This is a genomic window from Gillisia sp. JM1 (genome assembly GCF_000424645.1).
In the GTDB taxonomy this organism is placed as follows: Bacteria; Bacteroidota; Bacteroidia; order Flavobacteriales; family Flavobacteriaceae; genus Gillisia.
This window is the reverse complement of record NZ_KE384218.1, coordinates 1,758,489-1,775,018: the sequence shown is the minus strand read 5'-3', so window position 1 is coordinate 1,775,018 and position 16,530 is coordinate 1,758,489. Positions and strand designations below refer to the sequence as shown.

At 34.5% G+C, this 16,530-nt stretch carries 9 protein-coding genes; 5 read left to right on the top strand and 4 right to left on the bottom strand.

Going from position 1 to position 16,530, the window contains the following annotated elements; all coding sequences use genetic code 11:
• Positions 1 to 63 precede the first annotated feature (63 nt).
• A complete protein-coding gene (gene ychF / locus H033_RS0111200; RefSeq protein ID WP_026838407.1) occupies positions 64 to 1,158 on the bottom strand; it encodes a redox-regulated ATPase YchF in 1,095 nt (364 codons plus the stop codon).
• 436 nt (positions 1,159 to 1,594) lie between these two features.
• On the opposite strand from ychF, the gene H033_RS0111195 reads away from it, so the two are divergent.
• Entirely contained in the window at positions 1,595 to 4,144 is a 2,550-nt protein-coding gene (locus tag H033_RS0111195; protein WP_026838406.1) for an adenosylcobalamin-dependent ribonucleoside-diphosphate reductase, read from the top strand.
• Between the two features lie 252 nt (positions 4,145 to 4,396).
• Positions 4,397 to 7,120, top strand: a complete 2,724-nt coding sequence (locus H033_RS0111190) for a TonB-dependent receptor (protein WP_026838405.1) — start codon at positions 4,397 to 4,399, stop codon at positions 7,118 to 7,120.
• 76 nt (positions 7,121 to 7,196) lie between these two features.
• On the opposite strand, the gene H033_RS0111185 is transcribed toward H033_RS0111190, so the two are convergent.
• Positions 7,197 to 8,390, bottom strand: coding sequence for a hypothetical protein (locus H033_RS0111185; protein WP_026838404.1), 1,194 nt, complete (start codon positions 8,388 to 8,390; stop codon positions 7,197 to 7,199).
• Between the two features lie 408 nt (positions 8,391 to 8,798).
• On the opposite strand from H033_RS0111185, the gene H033_RS0111180 reads away from it, so the two are divergent.
• Both H033_RS0111180 and H033_RS0111175 read left to right on the top strand, forming a co-directional pair.
• Positions 8,799 to 13,106 carry a M4 family metallopeptidase gene (locus tag H033_RS0111180; protein ID WP_026838403.1) on the top strand — a complete coding sequence of 1,436 codons (4,308 nt, stop codon included), beginning with the start codon at positions 8,799 to 8,801 and terminating at the stop codon, positions 13,104 to 13,106.
• Positions 13,107 to 13,343: 237 nt separating this feature from the next.
• A complete protein-coding gene (locus tag H033_RS0111175) occupies positions 13,344 to 13,787 on the top strand; it encodes a T9SS type A sorting domain-containing protein (RefSeq protein ID WP_196809435.1) in 444 nt (147 codons plus the stop codon).
• A 56-nt stretch (positions 13,788 to 13,843) separates the two neighbouring features.
• Here the strand turns inward: H033_RS0111175 and H033_RS0111170 are convergent, their stop codons facing one another.
• Positions 13,844 to 14,407, bottom strand: coding sequence for an acetyltransferase (locus H033_RS0111170; protein WP_026838401.1), 564 nt, complete (start codon positions 14,405 to 14,407; stop codon positions 13,844 to 13,846).
• Between the two features lie 327 nt (positions 14,408 to 14,734).
• On the opposite strand from H033_RS0111170, the gene H033_RS0111165 reads away from it, so the two are divergent.
• Positions 14,735 to 16,036: a carboxypeptidase-like regulatory domain-containing protein gene (locus tag H033_RS0111165; protein ID WP_026838400.1), complete on the top strand. Its 1,302-nt coding sequence runs from the start codon at positions 14,735 to 14,737 to the stop codon at positions 16,034 to 16,036.
• A gap of 74 nt (positions 16,037 to 16,110) precedes the next feature.
• Here H033_RS0111165 and H033_RS0111160 read toward each other — a convergent pair whose 3' ends face one another.
• Positions 16,111 to 16,461: a 4Fe-4S dicluster domain-containing protein gene (locus H033_RS0111160; protein ID WP_026838399.1), complete on the bottom strand. Its 351-nt coding sequence runs from the start codon at positions 16,459 to 16,461 to the stop codon at positions 16,111 to 16,113.
• Positions 16,462 to 16,530 lie beyond the last annotated feature (69 nt).

The following is a 16,530-nucleotide window of genomic DNA, read 5'->3' as shown; positions in this document are numbered from 1 at the left end:
ACTAAAAACAGAAAATCTCACATTGCTGCAAGATTTAAATTCTGGTGATATTTTATTTTTGAATTATACGTTGAATCTAAAATGCATTACATCTCCGTCTTTAACTATATATTCCTTTCCTTCAACTTTCATTTTTCCAGCTTCTTTTACTTTGGCTTCGCTCCCTAAAGAAACAAAATCCTCATAGGCGATTACCTCAGCACGAATAAAACCTTTTTCGAAATCTGTATGTATCACTCCTGCAGCTTGAGGGGCACTAGATCCAACTGGAATGGTCCAAGCTCTAACTTCTTTAACTCCTGCAGTAAAATAGGTTTGTAACTTAAGAAGTCTGTAAGCTCCGCGAATAAGTTTTGCTGAACCCGGTTCATCCAATCCTATATCCTGAAGAAACATTTTTCTTTCTTCGTAATCATCAAGCTCAGTAATATCAGCTTCAGTCCCTACTGCCAAAACGATTACCTCAGCATTTTCATCTTTTACCGCTACTTTCACCTGCTCTACAAATGCATTCCCATCTACAGCTGCTTTTTCATCTACATTACACACATACATTACCGGTTTATCTGTAATAAGTTGAAGATTCTTAATAAATTCTTCTCTTTCAGATTCGGTAAGATCCAGAGCTCGAACAGATTTACCTGCTTCCAATCCAGCTTTCACCTTCAATAATGCTCCTTCCTCTTTTTGAGCCTCCTTATTACCAGTTCTAGAAGCTCTCTTTACTTTTTCTAATTTCTTATCTATCGTTTCAAGATCTTTTAGCTGAAGCTCCATATCTATGGTCTCTTTGTCCCTAACAGGATCTACAGAACCATCGACGTGTATGATATTATCATCTTCAAAACAACGCAAAACATGCAGAATTGCATCTGTCTCCCTTATGTTCCCTAAAAATTGATTCCCTAAACCTTCCCCCTTACTTGCTCCTTTTACAAGTCCAGCAATGTCTACTATATCTACTGTTGCAGGTAGTACACGCTCTGGATTAACCAAAGATTCTAATTTTTGAAGTCGCATGTCCGGAACATTCACAACTCCAATATTTGGTTCTATAGTACAAAAAGGAAAGTTTGCACTTTGTGCTTTTGCATTAGATAAACAATTAAAGAGTGTTGATTTTCCAACATTAGGTAATCCTACAATTCCGGCTTTCATATTTTTTAATTTAATGCTGCTATTTTGCGGCTGCAAATATAGAGATTTGAACCGAGAAAAGACAGCCTCAATTAAGTAATAATCATCTAAAAAATAATAAAAATATTTCTCGAATTAAGGCATATTTTAAATCTCTAATTTCATCTTTGCAGTTCTACTTCAACTTTTAAAAAAGGAAGCTATTTTGAACAATTTATCACGGAATTCAGGGATCAAATTGAAAACAAATTTCGGTATTTTTTAAACTTTATAAATTTTATAAAAAAATAAATTTGTGAACAATCTTTTGTTCACAAATAATTATATTATTGATAATCAGTATGTTAAATAAGTTTAGCTGTAAACTTTATTGATTTTACGTTTTAAAAAATCAATAGTTTTTAACTACATTTACAATATCGAAAGTACAGCCTTTAACCACTTACAATTATAATTAATGAAAGTTGAAACCAATCTCACCCAGAACAAAACCTATACTCAGGATGAAGCTTTTGAAGCCTCCAAAAAATATTTTGAAGGAGATGAACTAGCAGCCAGAGTTTGGATAAACAAATACGCTTTAAAAGATTCTTACGATAATATTTATGAGCGATCTCCACAAGATATGCATGTGAGAATTGCCAAAGAAATTGCCAGAATTGAAGCAAAATATCCTAATCCTATGAGTGAAGAGGAAATTATGGGATTAATCGAGAACTTTAAATATATAGTACCACAGGGCAGCCCAATGGCGGGAATAGGAAATAATTTTCAAGTGGGCTCACTTTCTAATTGCTTTGTAATCGGTAGCGATGGAGAAAGCGATTCCTATGGAAGTATTTTGAAAATTGATCAAGAACAAGTACAGTTAATGAAACGTCGTGGTGGGGTTGGACATGATCTTTCGCATATTAGACCCAAAGGTTCTCCTGTAAAAAATTCTGCCCTAACCTCTACCGGAATTGTGCCTTTCATGGAAAGATACTCAAACTCTACCAGAGAAGTTGCTCAAGATGGAAGACGCGGTGCTTTAATGCTGTCAATCTCCATAAATCATCCAGATTCTGAAAACTTTATAGATGCCAAAATGGAGCAGGGAAAGGTAACTGGCGCTAATGTATCTGTTAGGATAGACGATGAATTCATGAAATCTGTGGAAAATACAGCTCCTTATGTGCAAAAATTTCCGATACATAGTAAAAATCCTAAACAATCTAAGGAGATAGATTCTTTGGTATTATGGAACAAGATTGTTCATAATGCATGGAAGTCTGCCGAGCCTGGGATTTTATTTTGGGATACCATCATTAATGAATCAGTGCCAGATTGTTATTCAGATCTTGGTTATAAAACTGTTTCTACTAACCCGTGTGGGGAAATACCTCTTTGTCCTTATGACTCTTGCAGACTTTTAGCTATTAATCTTTTCTCTTATGTTGAAAATCCATTTACTTCAGAAGCAACTTTTGATTTTAAATTGTTTAAAAAACATGTTGCTGCAGCACAGCGAATGATGGATGACATTATCGATCTAGAATTAGAGAAAATTGAAGATATTCTTCGAAAAATTAATACAGATCCAGAAAATGAAGAGATAAAAAGGGTAGAAAGAAATCTTTGGTTAGAAATTAAAAAGAAGGCTAATGAAGGCAGACGTACAGGAATAGGAATCACTGCAGAAGGCGATATGCTCGCAGCTTTAGGAATTGCATATGGAAGTCCAGAAGGGATTGAGTTTTCGGTAAAAGTTCATAAAACTTTAGCCTTAGAAGCTTATAGAGGATCTGTTAATATGGCTAAAGAACGAGGAGCTTTTGCTTTTTATGATTCAGATAAAGAAAAAAACAATCCATTTATTCAGCGTGTAAAAGAAGCAGATGAACAGCTGTATTATGAAATGCTGGAACACGGTAGAAGAAATATTGCGATGTTAACTATTGCTCCCACAGGAACCACAAGTTTAATGACCCAAACTACCTCTGGGATTGAACCTGTGTTTATGCCTGTTTATAAAAGACGAAGAAAAGTAAATCCAAATGATAAAAATGTAAGCGTAGATTATGTAGATGAAACCGGAGATTCTTGGGAGGAATATGTTGTATTTCATCACCGTTTTAAAGAATGGATGCAGGTAAATGGTCATGAAATAAGTAATGATTATACTCAAAAAGATCTGGATGAATTAGTTAAAAAATCTCCATATTACCAATCCACCTCCAATGATATAGATTGGTTGAGTAAAGTGAGAATGCAGGGAGCTGTTCAAAAATGGGTAGATCACTCTATAAGTGTAACAGTCAATTTACCAAATGACGCTACAGAGGAGCTTGTTGGAAAACTTTATATGGAAGCATGGAAAGTTGGCTGTAAAGGAGTAACCGTTTACAGAGATGGCTCTAGAAGCGGTGTCCTTATTTCTAATGAAGCGAAAAAGGAAACTACAGAAAGTAATACTCGATTTTCAACCAAGAGACCGGTTGAGTTGAAGGCAGATGTAATCAGATTCCAAAATAATAAAGAGAAATGGATCGCCTTTATTGGACTTATCGATGACAAACCTTATGAAATCTTTACAGGTTTGGCAGATGATGAAGACGGAATTCTAATCCCAAGATGGGTGGATAACGGATTGATTATTAAAAATAAGAATGAGCAGGGAAATTCAAGATATGATTTCCAGTATAAAAACCAAAGAGGTTATAAAACCACTATTGAGGGCCTATCTCATAAATTTGATCCTGAATACTGGAACTATGCAAAATTAATCTCCAGTACCTTAAGACATGGCATGCCTATAGAGAGTGCAGTAGATCTTATTAATAGTTTACAACTAAACAGCGAATCTATAAATACCTGGAAAAACGGGGTTGCTCGAGCCTTAAAACGTTATGTAGCAGACGGCACCGAAGCAAAAGGACAAAAATGCACCAATTGCAGCTCTACAAATCTAATCTATCAGGAAGGTTGTTTAACCTGTAAAGATTGTGGATCTTCTAAATGTGGATAAGCTAGTTGCATATTCCCTAAAATATAAATTAAAGCCGTCTCAAAACTGAGGCGGTTTTTTTATGTCAAATTATTGGATAAAATTGATAATTATGGGTCTCTAAGTAATACTTTTAAGTATATAAAAACCAATTTTTAATTCAATAACCAAACTTTCATAAAGTACTGGGCTATATTCCTTTAGGAGGTTTTTTCAATCCTTGTTGGTAAATGTGTTATATTCAATACTCTAACCAATTAAAACCAATTAATTATGAACAAAATTTTATTAATTTTTATTTTTTTATATGCCCCAGGGTTTCTTATGGCTCAGCAAGTCACCGGAACCGTAACAGATAACTCCGGCGTGCCATTGCCCGGTGTGAACGTTTTTGAAAAGAACACTAATAATGGAACTACTACAGATTTCGATGGAAACTATGCTATAAATGTAAGTGAAGTTGCGACCCTAGTTTATAGCTATGTTGGTTTTGAACAAACTGAAGAAGTTGTAGGCACAAGAACAACAATAAATATAACTCTTGCTGATGGAGTTTCTTTAGGGGAAATTCAATTGGTAGGTTCTAGAGGTCCAAAACGTACAGCTACAGATACTCCGGTGGCAATAGATGTAATAGATGTGAGTTCTGTTACCACTCAAACAGGACGTATAGAAGTAAATGAATTGTTGCAGTATGCAGCACCTTCCTTCAACGCTAACAAACAATCAGGATCAGATGGAGCAGATCATATTGATCCTGCCTCATTAAGGGGTTTAGGTCCAGATCAAACATTGGTTTTGATAAATGGTAAAAGAAGACACCAATCGTCTCTTATTAATATATTTGGAACCCGAGGAAGAGGAAATACAGGAACAGATTTAAATGCAATCCCTGCTTCAGCAATTAAAAGAATTGAGATCTTAAGAGATGGTGCTTCTGCACAATATGGATCTGACGCTATTGCAGGAGTAATTAACTTGGTACTAAATGATGACGTAGGAAAATTCACCGGAAATATAAATTATGGTTTTTACAACACCAATGCAGAAGGAGATTTTCCTGAAGGAACTGCAAATACAGATGGAAATAGATTAGATACCGAAAGAGATGGAAACCAAATTGGAGACGATGAATCTTTTGATGGGGGTTCTGTTAAAGTAACTGCAAATTATGGTGTGGCTATTGGAGAGGAAGGATTTGCCAATTTTACTACAGAATACATCAGCAAAAATAAAACTTTAAGACCTGGATTTGATTTTAGAAGAGGTTTTGGAGAGGCAGCTATAGATGGCTTTAATTTCTTCGGAAATGTAGCAGTGCCATTATCAGATAATTCTGAATTCTACGCTTTTGGAGGTAGAAATTATAGAGACACCGATGCCTATGCTTTTACAAGAGATAGTACTACAGATAGAAATGTAACTAGTATCTATCCTGCTGGTTTTACTCCTAGAATAACCTCAATTATTACAGATAACTCTGTAGCTGCTGGTTTTAGAACTGAAACTGAAAGCGGTTGGAAAATAGATGTGAGTAATACTTGGGGAAAGAACTTCTTCCATTATTATATTAAGGGAACTCTAAATGCCTCCCTACAAGCTAACTCACCCACTAATTTTGATGCAGGTGGTCATAGCTTAAGCCAGAATACAGTTAATCTGGATTTCTCTAAGTTTTATGAAGATATTTTGGAAGGTGTAAACTTTGCTTTTGGAGCAGAATATAAAACGGAAAATTTCGTGATCTTCGCGGGAGAAGAAGGTTCTTATGCAACTTATGATGGTACTGGGTCTGTTAACAATGCTTATGATGACGTGGTTAGAGACTTAAATGGGGATCCTGTCTTCAACGAGGTTGGTGTTCCAATTCCAACTCCAATTACAGCTTTATTACCAGCTGGACCTGGTGGATCTCAAGGATTCCCTGGATATGGACCAGCTAACGAAGTGGACAGAAGCAGATCTAATATTTCCTTTTATATAGATGGGGAATTCGAATTTACTGATAGATTTTTATTAGCTGCTGCTGCAAGATTTGAAGATTATAGCGATTTTGGAAGTACACTCAATGGTAAGTTAGCAGCAAGATATAAAGTTACAGACGATGTAAATCTTAGAGGTTCTGTAAGTACTGGATTTAGGGCACCATCCCTGGCTCAGATTTACTACAACTTAAAATTCACAAACTTTGTTAACGGAGTAGCTCTGGAAACACAGTTGTCTCCAAATAATAGTCCGGTAACCGCCTCTTTAGGTATTGGACCGCTTCAAGAAGAAACTGCATTCAACGCGTCTTTGGGTTTTACGGCAAATTTTGGAAGTTTTACCGCGACAATAGATGGTTATTATATAGATATTCAAGATCGTATAGTTCTAACTGGAAACTTTACAGAGCTCCCACCACAATTTGAAAACGTGGAAGCAGCACAAGCTTTCGCAAATGGAGCAGATACAGAAACTGTTGGATTGGATATCGTTCTTTCTCACAAAACACAATTAGGAGAGGGAACTTTGACTTCCAGCCTTATTGGAAATATTAACAACATGACAATTACCGATGTTAAAAATGGTGCTTTAGATGAACAAACTTTCTTTGGAGAACGCGATAAAGCATTTTTATTGGCATCTGCCCCAGATAGTAAGTTTATATTGAATTTAAATTATGACCTCAACAAGTTTAATGTTGCTTTAGGTCTAAATAGATTTAGTGAAGTGGAATTATTAGATTATCAAACATTTGAAGACGTAGCAGATTATGGGAGTTTTGAGAATCAGATCGCGGCGGCTACAGATACTTACAGTCCAAAGATCACTACCGATTTAAATTTAGGTTACGAATTAACTGATAACCTAAAATTAAATATTGGTAGCAACAACCTTTTTAACATATATCCAGATCAACAAGACGATTTTGTTGAGGGTGGTGGATATTGGGATTCTGTACAAATGGGATTTGGTGGAGCATATTACTATGCCAAATTGAATATTCAGTTCTAATTCAATATGTGATTTTTATAAAAAAGGCGAGAACTAATGTTCTCGCCTTTTGCTTTATAATAGGTGTTTTAAGGAATTACTCTACAATGTACATTTCATTAGAAGCCTTAATATAATCTTGCGGATTAAAAGTAGATTCGAAACTATTGCGCACCAAACTAAGTTTTAGATCTAATTGATCTACCTTATCTTTTAAATATTCGTCTTGTTTATATTTCTTAATCAAAACCTTATATTTATCCAAGTTCTCTAGAATTCTAAACGTAAGTGTTCCAAATCTGATTTTTAGATTTTGAACCGTGACCATTTGATTGAAAAATTCCTGTTTCCAATTCTCCCCATTCATGTTTCGTGCTTCTACAATTTTATCTTCAGCTATTTTTGAAATATCCAGTATATACTGTGTTCTTTTCTTAGCGTCTGTTTCATCTGTAAATCGCTTTCTAAATTCATTTTTATTGATACCTAAAATGTTAACGATATTTTCGTTCATGGATTTCTCTTGAAGTTCTTTAAGTTCATCCAAGCTTTTTCCAATAGAATTCCATTCAGTTTCAATCAGGTCTTTATCGTGGGTGAACTGAGAAACAGAAGTGGTTAGTTTGAACATTTTTATACTTTTCTCCTGCAAATCTCTATCTCTTCTTCCCAGGCTATTAATAAAACTACCTATTCCGTCGAAAAGGCTTCCCGCAAACATCCCAGTAAATGGAGTTCCTTCAGCCAAATTCCCTGTTACATGAATTATATGGCTTAACGCATCCAATCTTGCTTCATCTTTTTTATTCTCTTCAATATATTTTTCAAATTCCTTGAACCAAGCGGCATATCCTTCGTAATTCATAGGATTACTGACTTTGTCTAAGGTCGTGTAAAAATCTCTGGAGCTGTTGAATAGATTTAAGGGTTTGATCTCACGTTCCATCGAAGCCAGATTTAATACAGCAGAACTATAATTGTATTTATATACACTTATTACGTTCTTATCTAGTTCCAATTGTCTCTCTTCAAGTATTTGGACGCGCTCTAAAAGTTTATCTACTTTTTCTGAAGAAGAACTTGTTGTCCGAATGCTTTCGTCCAGATTCGTGATCTTGGCATCCATTAATTTTATCTTACTATCTACATTTTCTCTAAGTAGGGCTCGTTCCTTATTTAATTGATAAAGTACCAGATCTGTAACAGATTTACTTTCATTATTCTCCTGAGAAAAACTTGTGCAGGGATAAAATATCAGAATAATTAAAAAGCTAAAAATATATTTGTTCATTCTTGTTCTGAATTGATTGTTATATAAACCTATAACGATAAAGTTGTTATCATATTTTGACCCAATTGCTTAACACCTAGAAAAATAAAATAGTAAATAATCCTCGGGGCAAGACCACGAGGCATTTAGAGTTATATGTCTTTTTGGATTGATGAAAACCATCCGTTTTCATCAATCCAAAAAAATGCGAGGCAATTCTCGGGGAATCAAAATTTTAATGATAATAGATAAAACTGTAAGAATTTTTCAAAATAAATGTTTTAAAAGTGTGTTTCATCGATTAAATTTTACATTATGACGAGTTATTGGTTAAAATATCTATTTTCGTGATAAATAGTAATTAAGATTTCATAATTATTTATTTCGTTAGGTATTGTTCTTATTTTATTAACTAAATAACAAAAATTTATGTTTAAACTATTACCAAAAAAAAATATTCTTGCATGCATTTTCTGCTTTCAAGGATTATTTGTGTTAAACGCCCAAACATCCAGTCAGGATATTTCGGATAATTTAGCAACCGACACACGGGTTTCAAGCTACACAATGGAACCCAACAGAGGAACGCCTTCTCTTATAACTTTAAAAACTTCAGGTGAAACAATTTCACTTAATGAAACTCCAACTTTTTTACAATCTGCTTTAGGTCTTGGTGACGAAACTACCTTTGTTATAGAGGCAACTACCTCTTCTAATGGCGTACAAGTAGATAAATTTCAACAATATACCAATGGTATCAAAGTAGAGCATGGTGTTTTCAAAGCAATTTCTAAAAAGGGAATTGTTCTAGGTTTTTCTGCAGAGTACTATAATTTACCTGCTACTATTACAGCAACACCAAGTTTAGATGAAGCTACTGCTCTTCAAAAAGCATTAGATCATGTTGGTGCTACAACCTATGCTTGGGATTATATTGCAAGCTTGGGGAATTCTCCAGAGATCACTGCTGCTTATAATGAAGTTTTTCCAAAAGGAGAATTGGTATTTGTAGACGACTATTTAACTGCTGCTGTAGATCTTACTTTGGCTTACAGATTTAATGTTTATGCTGCAGAGCCATTATCTCGTGCAGACATTTATGTTGACGCTGCTTCAGGTAAAATTCTTTTATTAGATGCGATTATAAAGCATGCCGATGCTTTTCATACAAAAGAAGAGATCAAAAAAGAGATCAAAATTACCCCCAAAGCATTTATTGGACCCTTAAACTCTACTGTAACAAAGGCATTTGTAGGACCACTTCCTTATGTTGCTGCAAAAGGAGACACTCGTTATGCAGGGAATAGAATTTTTGATACTTCTAAAGATATAAATGGAAACTGGGTATTAAACGGTATTACTCCATCAGGAATTGAGAATGAAACTTTTTCTATGGAAGGAATTGGTGGTATACCATTAAGTGTTCCATCCATCTATCTTGTTGCAGAGCCTGTTATTGATGGAGATGGCACTAATCTGAATCCTGAAACTGGGGATAATAACTGGAGTTCAGAAGAACACAGAAAAGACCAGTTTTCTGCAACAAACCCTTATCCAATTTCTAACGAAAAGAACAACGATGATGTTGCTTTAGATGCTCATTGGGGTGCTGAAGTGGTTTTAGATTACTGGAAAAACATTCATAACCGTTCTAGTTACGACGATAAAGGAACCAAAGTTTTCAACTATGTTCACTACGGTGATGCTTACGATAATGCATTTTGGAATGGATCTGCTATGACTTACGGTGATGGTAGTTACCAAGGAGGAACAAATCCAAATGGCTCTTTTGCACCTTTAACTTCTATGGATGTTTGTGCTCATGAGATTGGACATGGAGTATGTGAATTTACAGCAGATCTAGTGTATGCAAATGAATCTGGAGCAATGAACGAAGGTTTCTCCGATATTTGGGCAGCTTCTGTAGAATCCTATGTGCTTACTCAAATAGATAATTCTTTACCTTATGATCCATGGGGAATTGGAGAGCAAATAGATGAAAGAGATGGTGGTTTAGCTCCAGGGCAAGATGCATCGCGAGCTTTGAGATGGATGGATGATCCCAAAGCAGCTGGAAATCCAGATTCTTATGGAGGTATTAATTGGACAGATCAAGACTGTGATCCTACATTGGCAAATGACCAATGTGGAGTTCACAACAATAGTGGTGTACTTAATAAATGGTATTATTTAATGGTGACAGGAAGTGGGCAAGCCTTTACAGGTGGACTTAATAAGCAATCTGCAGATGATCAAGTAAATGATGCCGGTAACCAGTATTCTGTTGAAGGATTAGGATTTTTAGCTTCAGAAAAAATAACTTACTTAAGTGAAACAATGCTTTCTCCTAATGCTAAATTTGCTGAAATGAGAGCTGTATCAATTTTTGTTGCGCAAACATTATATGGAATTGGATCTCAAGAAGAAAAATCTACCACCAATGCATGGCATGGAGTAAATGTAGGTGATACTTACAATACAGGAGAACCAAATACTATCACTTTTAGTGAAAGCAACATACAAATATTAGGAGAAGACAACCTTATAAATGGATGTGATGATTTTAATACCTACTCGGTAGTTATAACAGGAGTAGATATTACCAGTTCTTCTTCAATTACTTTAAGCACTTCTGGGAGTACCGCTACTAAAGGGAAAGATTTTGATCTTTCTACTCAGTCTTTAACGTTTAATGGTTCTGAATCTAAGTCATTAGCTATTACAGTTTATGATGATGCCGTTATTGAGGATAGCGAAACTATCGTTCTTTCTTTTGTATACAATGGGAAATTCTTAAAGCAAGAATTCGCGATTTCAGATAATGATTTTGCTCCTCGTACAGGAAGTGAACCAATGGATCTTATAGCAACCGAAACTTTTTCTAATCCTGGTTTACCAACAGGTTGGTCTGAAGTAAGAATTTCTGATGGGAATAATGTTTGGAAAGCTGATGGTGAGTTAGATGCTGCCGGAAGAGCATATATTAGTAACGGACTTGTAGATATTGCTTCTTACGATTCAAATTCTGCAACTATTACTGTTTTAAAATCTGCACTTATCAACGCCGCTGCAACTAGCGATGTAACAGTAAGTTTTGACTGGGAAGCTGGTGGAGAACTTGATGCTGTAGATCCTAGTGTGATTTTTGATTATGGAGAATTTGTATACTCTTTAAATGGTTCAGATTATGTTTCCCTGAAAAAATTCGCAGGAACTGGCCCATTAGGAGCAATTACTGCAAGTGGTAATTACTCTGCTATTATTAACGAACTAGATGGCAAAGCTTTCTTTTTAGGATGGAAATGGTTTAATGATACCAATGCCGGTTCTGAATTCAGTTTTGCAATAGATAATTTAAAAGTTTCTGCGACTCCTGCTGGGATCGAAACTCAAAAAGGGGAAACTGCTACAACAACTGTTATCGTTGGAAACACTATTTTCTTTTTAAGTGATACAGATAAAGCTTTGATCGCTAAGATTGAAAATGCATCGGCAGATCTTGGATGTGTTACCATGAGCTTAATTGATGAAGGAACCAGCTTTAGAGTATTCTCTAATATCTCTACTGCAAGACCATCTAAAGCTTTCAGTATTGACGTTGCTAATCAAGAGGCAACATACGACCTAACCATGTATTTTACAGATGAGGAATTAAGCGCATATGATTCTACTGAAGAATTGATACCATTGAAAGTGAATTCTTCAAACATCGATGATGCAAATGACAGATTGGAAAACTTTCAGTTAAACGGTGTACTTACAGATGTAAATGAAGCAGACCAATTCAAGGCTTACTCAGGAACTTTTACAGGTTCAGGATCTGTAAGTATTGTTCAGGATTTTATTTATTGTACAAGCACCCCTGCTCCATGGACTTCTAGTGATATAGGAAGTGTATCTAAAGCCGGTACTATTTGTTATATAGATGGAAGTTTTGAAATGGATGCTTCTGGCGCAGGAATAGATGGTAAGAGTGATTCTTTCTACTATACCTATCAGCAAATGACTGGAGATGGAGAAATTGTAGTAAAAGTAAACTCTTTAGAGAATACTAACAATAATGCAAAAGCTGCTGTAATGATTAGAGAAACTTTAGATGCAACTTCTGCTTTTGCAATGACTGCCATAGTTTCAAATCCAAATTTCACAGGATCTGAGGCTCACTTTGAGTACAGAAAATCAAATTCAGCTAAAGCTAGTGGTGAAAAATATGTTGCCGCTACAGCTCCAAAGTTTGTTAGATTAGTTAGAGAAGGAAACACAATTACTTCTTTTATTTCTGCAACAAATGGAAACTGGGAGTTAATTGGAACCAGCGAAGTTAACTTTGGTGGTACAGTATATGTGGGATTTGCTGCTACTTCTAACTTCAATGGAGCATCATCTCTTGCAGAATTTAGTGATGTTGCTGTATTACAGGGAGGAAAAGCATCGCAAGATGCAACTAAATCTACGTCTGCTAATCTGGAGCCAGGTGCTTCTGCAAAACCAGAAATGAAACAATTTACTGTATTTCCTAATCCAACGGCTAGTACTTTGAATATGGAGATTTATGAATCTGAGATCAAATCTGTAGCTGTTTATAATTTACTTGGAAAAGTGATAAGAGTTTATAATATTGATTCTGCATCTAGCAGAGCAAGTATAGATGTAACAGAACTAAACAAAGGATTATACATATTGAAATTAAATACGGCCGATGGTCATATCCTAAATACTAGGTTCTTTAAGAAGTAATTTCAATTGATTAATATTAGAAAGGGGGGGGATATTTCCACCCCTTTCTTTGTTTAAAAATTTTAAGGTTACATGCTGATAGAGTATAGGAATATGCATATTAATTAATACAAAAAGTGTATTTCATCGATTAAATAATACTTTTTAGTCAATATATTTGTTTTTGAACTACCTTAACATCAACTATTTAATGTATAACTAACTCATTAAATGTACACACTAACCAAAAAACTAATTATGATGAAAAAATTACATGCCAAAATGTTTATTACAGCTGCATTTAGTTTAATAGGGATTTTCTCTCTAAGCGCACAAATCAGTACTCCGCATGCTTCCGGAGCTGACAAACACGATCATGGTGTTGCTAAAGGAATGTCCAGTCCAATAGATGATTCTTTTTCTTGGCATAATGGCCCCCAAATAGAAGGAGGAGAAGAAGATATCACGTTATCTTTATCACCTAATCCTACTTCTAACAACATTAATATGAGGATGTCTAATTCTCATATAAAATCTGTCGTTGTTTACAATCTGGAAGGGAAAAAACTTCTAGGTGTCTTATATGACGTACCAGGACATGCGGCAAGTGTGGATGTTTCTAATCTTAAAAAAGGATTATTAATCATTCAAATGGAAACTGATAAAGGAAAAATTCATACCAGAAGATTTTTCAAAAAGTAAATCTACCATTACATTATTTAAAAGAGGCTAATCCAAAGACTAGCCTCTTTTTTGTTTTATTTATTCCAATCTAGAAGTACGATACACCACTCTACTCCATCCGGAGAAAAATATCTATGAATTTCTCTAAAGCCTAATTTTAAATGAGCCTTTAAAGAGCGTTGGTTTCTCAAATCAATTTCTGTGATAGCAAAATCAAATCTATCCTTATAAATAGCTTTATAAAGTTTATAACATTTCTCTAAAACACCTTGACCCCTAAAACCTTTCCCAACGCAAACTTGACCTACTATCAGGTAATTGTATTCTGCTATATGTTTAGTACTATAAAATACTTTTTCAAACTCCAAGAACATTGGCTTTAAAAGCGGCATTTGCGCTTCAGCTATTGCAGTCATTGTTAAGAGATAGGCTATCACTTTATCATTAGAAACAGCAATAATGTGAAGCGCAATAGTATTAAATTCAGTTAACAAATCTAAATTATGAGTACAGGTTAAGAAGCCTTCAGAAGCGATTTCTTCTTTTGAAAGTTTAGAATAATGATTTTCATTTTGCAGCTGCAGAATCCCTTCTAATTCTTTTTTTGAAGTACAGGTTTTATAAATTATTTCTTCCATGAATTTTACTTAAAAATTTCAATTGTATAAAATACTAAAATCATGTTTTTTTTCTTCTGAAAAATTAAATAATCCTCGAGGCAGAGCCATCGAGATATTCAACGGAAGAAAGTTTTAACATTTGACGAAAACCATCTTTTTTCAAACTTTCTCTAAAACCTCCGATGCAGAGCATAGGGGAATTCTAATGATTAAAGGTCTGAAACAAAATGAATTTTGAAATTTCGTTTTCACCCTAATTATTAATCCATTTAATAACCATAATAATTTAGTAAAAATCGATATATTAGTATGTATTCTAGTGAAATGAATCTAAAAATTATTGCTATGAAATCAAATTTTAATGAATTTCAACTAAATCCAATCACATATTTATTATTCGTGGCGCTTATATGCTTTACACCTAGTACTACTTATTCCTCCACTTTTCAGCAAAGCTTAGAAAAAAACAAATTTCAATATGTAGAATTTAAAGGAGAAGTAGTAGATGATAGAAATGGTGACCCTATTATTTCTGCACATCTTACCGTAAATGGTAGTAATATTTCCACTATTACAAATAACGAAGGTGAATTTTCTTTAAAGATTCCCGCAGATCTTATGAGCTCCCAAGTAACAATTTCCTTTTTAGGCTATAAGAGTAAGACAGTCCCTTTAAGTTCCTTTTCAAAAGAATATACCCGCATAACTTTAGAAGAGTCTGTAGAAGTTCTATCTGAGGTTAGCATTTTCAAAGCAACAGATGCCAAAAAACTCATTAGAGCTATGCTTGAAAAAAGAGGTGATAATTACTTTGATAATCCTACTTTAATGACTGCTTTCTATAGAGAGATCATTAAAAAGGGAAGAAGAAACGCTTCTCTTTCTGAAGCTGTAGTGAAGATCTATAAACAACCTAACAGTTCTGCTAAAAAGGATGACGTTGCAATTTATAAGGCTAGAAAAAGCACCGATTATGACAGATTAGACACATTGGCCATAAAATTAAGAGGTGGTCCCTTTAATACTTTGTATGTAGATCTAATGAAATATACTGAATTTGTTTTTGACGCCAGTAATTTAGAGGAATTCAAATTTAGTTTTGATCAGCCTACAAAAATGGGTAAAAGATATGTATATATTGTTGATTTTGAGGAGATAAATAAATCCTTACCCTGGTATTATGGTAAACTTTTTATAGATACCGAAACAAACACTTTATTGAAAGCATCCTACAAACTGAATGTAGATGATAAAGACACTGCATCCCAAATGTTTGTAAAAAGAAAGCCCTCAAGAGCTACGGTTTATCCTGTGGATGTTAATTACGAAATTAATTATATAGAAAGTGATGGGAAATGGTATTATGGATACGGAAATGCTCTCTTAGAATTCGTAGTAAACTGGGATAGTAAATTATTTAATTCCAGATATACTTTGAATAGTGAAATGGTGGTTACAAATTGGGAAGATTATACTAATAAGGAATCAAGAAAAGATATGAATTACATAAGACCATCTGTAGTGATGGTAGACGATATCTCTGGATTTGCTGATGCCAATTTTTGGGGAAATGATAATATTATAGAACCTGAAAAATCTATTCAAAATGCAATTGAAAAAATTCAGCGTCAGTTAAATAGAGAATAATTTACTTAAGATCTTAAAAACACCAAACCCCACGTTCTTGTGGGGTTTGGTGTTTTTAATTGTATGTAACTTGCTTATTCTTCATGCATAAATCGTTGTTTTCCTAAAAGTTCCTCTTCGGTCTCTACATGGCTATCATCTGGCACACAACAATCTACCGGGCATACTGCTGCACATTGTGGCTCATCATGAAAACCTTTACATTCTGTACACTTATCTGGAACTATGTAATAGATCTCGTCACTAATTGGCTCTTGAGCTTCATTAGCTTCTACTTTTTTTCCATCTGGTAATACCACGTTGCCTTCTAGGTCCGTTCCATCGGCATATCTCCAATCATCGGCACCTTCGTAAATTGCAGTATTTGGACACTCTGGCTCACAAGCACCACAGTTTATACATTCATCTGTTATTATAATTGCCATAACTCTTTTATTAGTAAATTTAAATTTTAATCAAAAAATCTCCAGAAATTTGGGTTGAATTTTTCATTG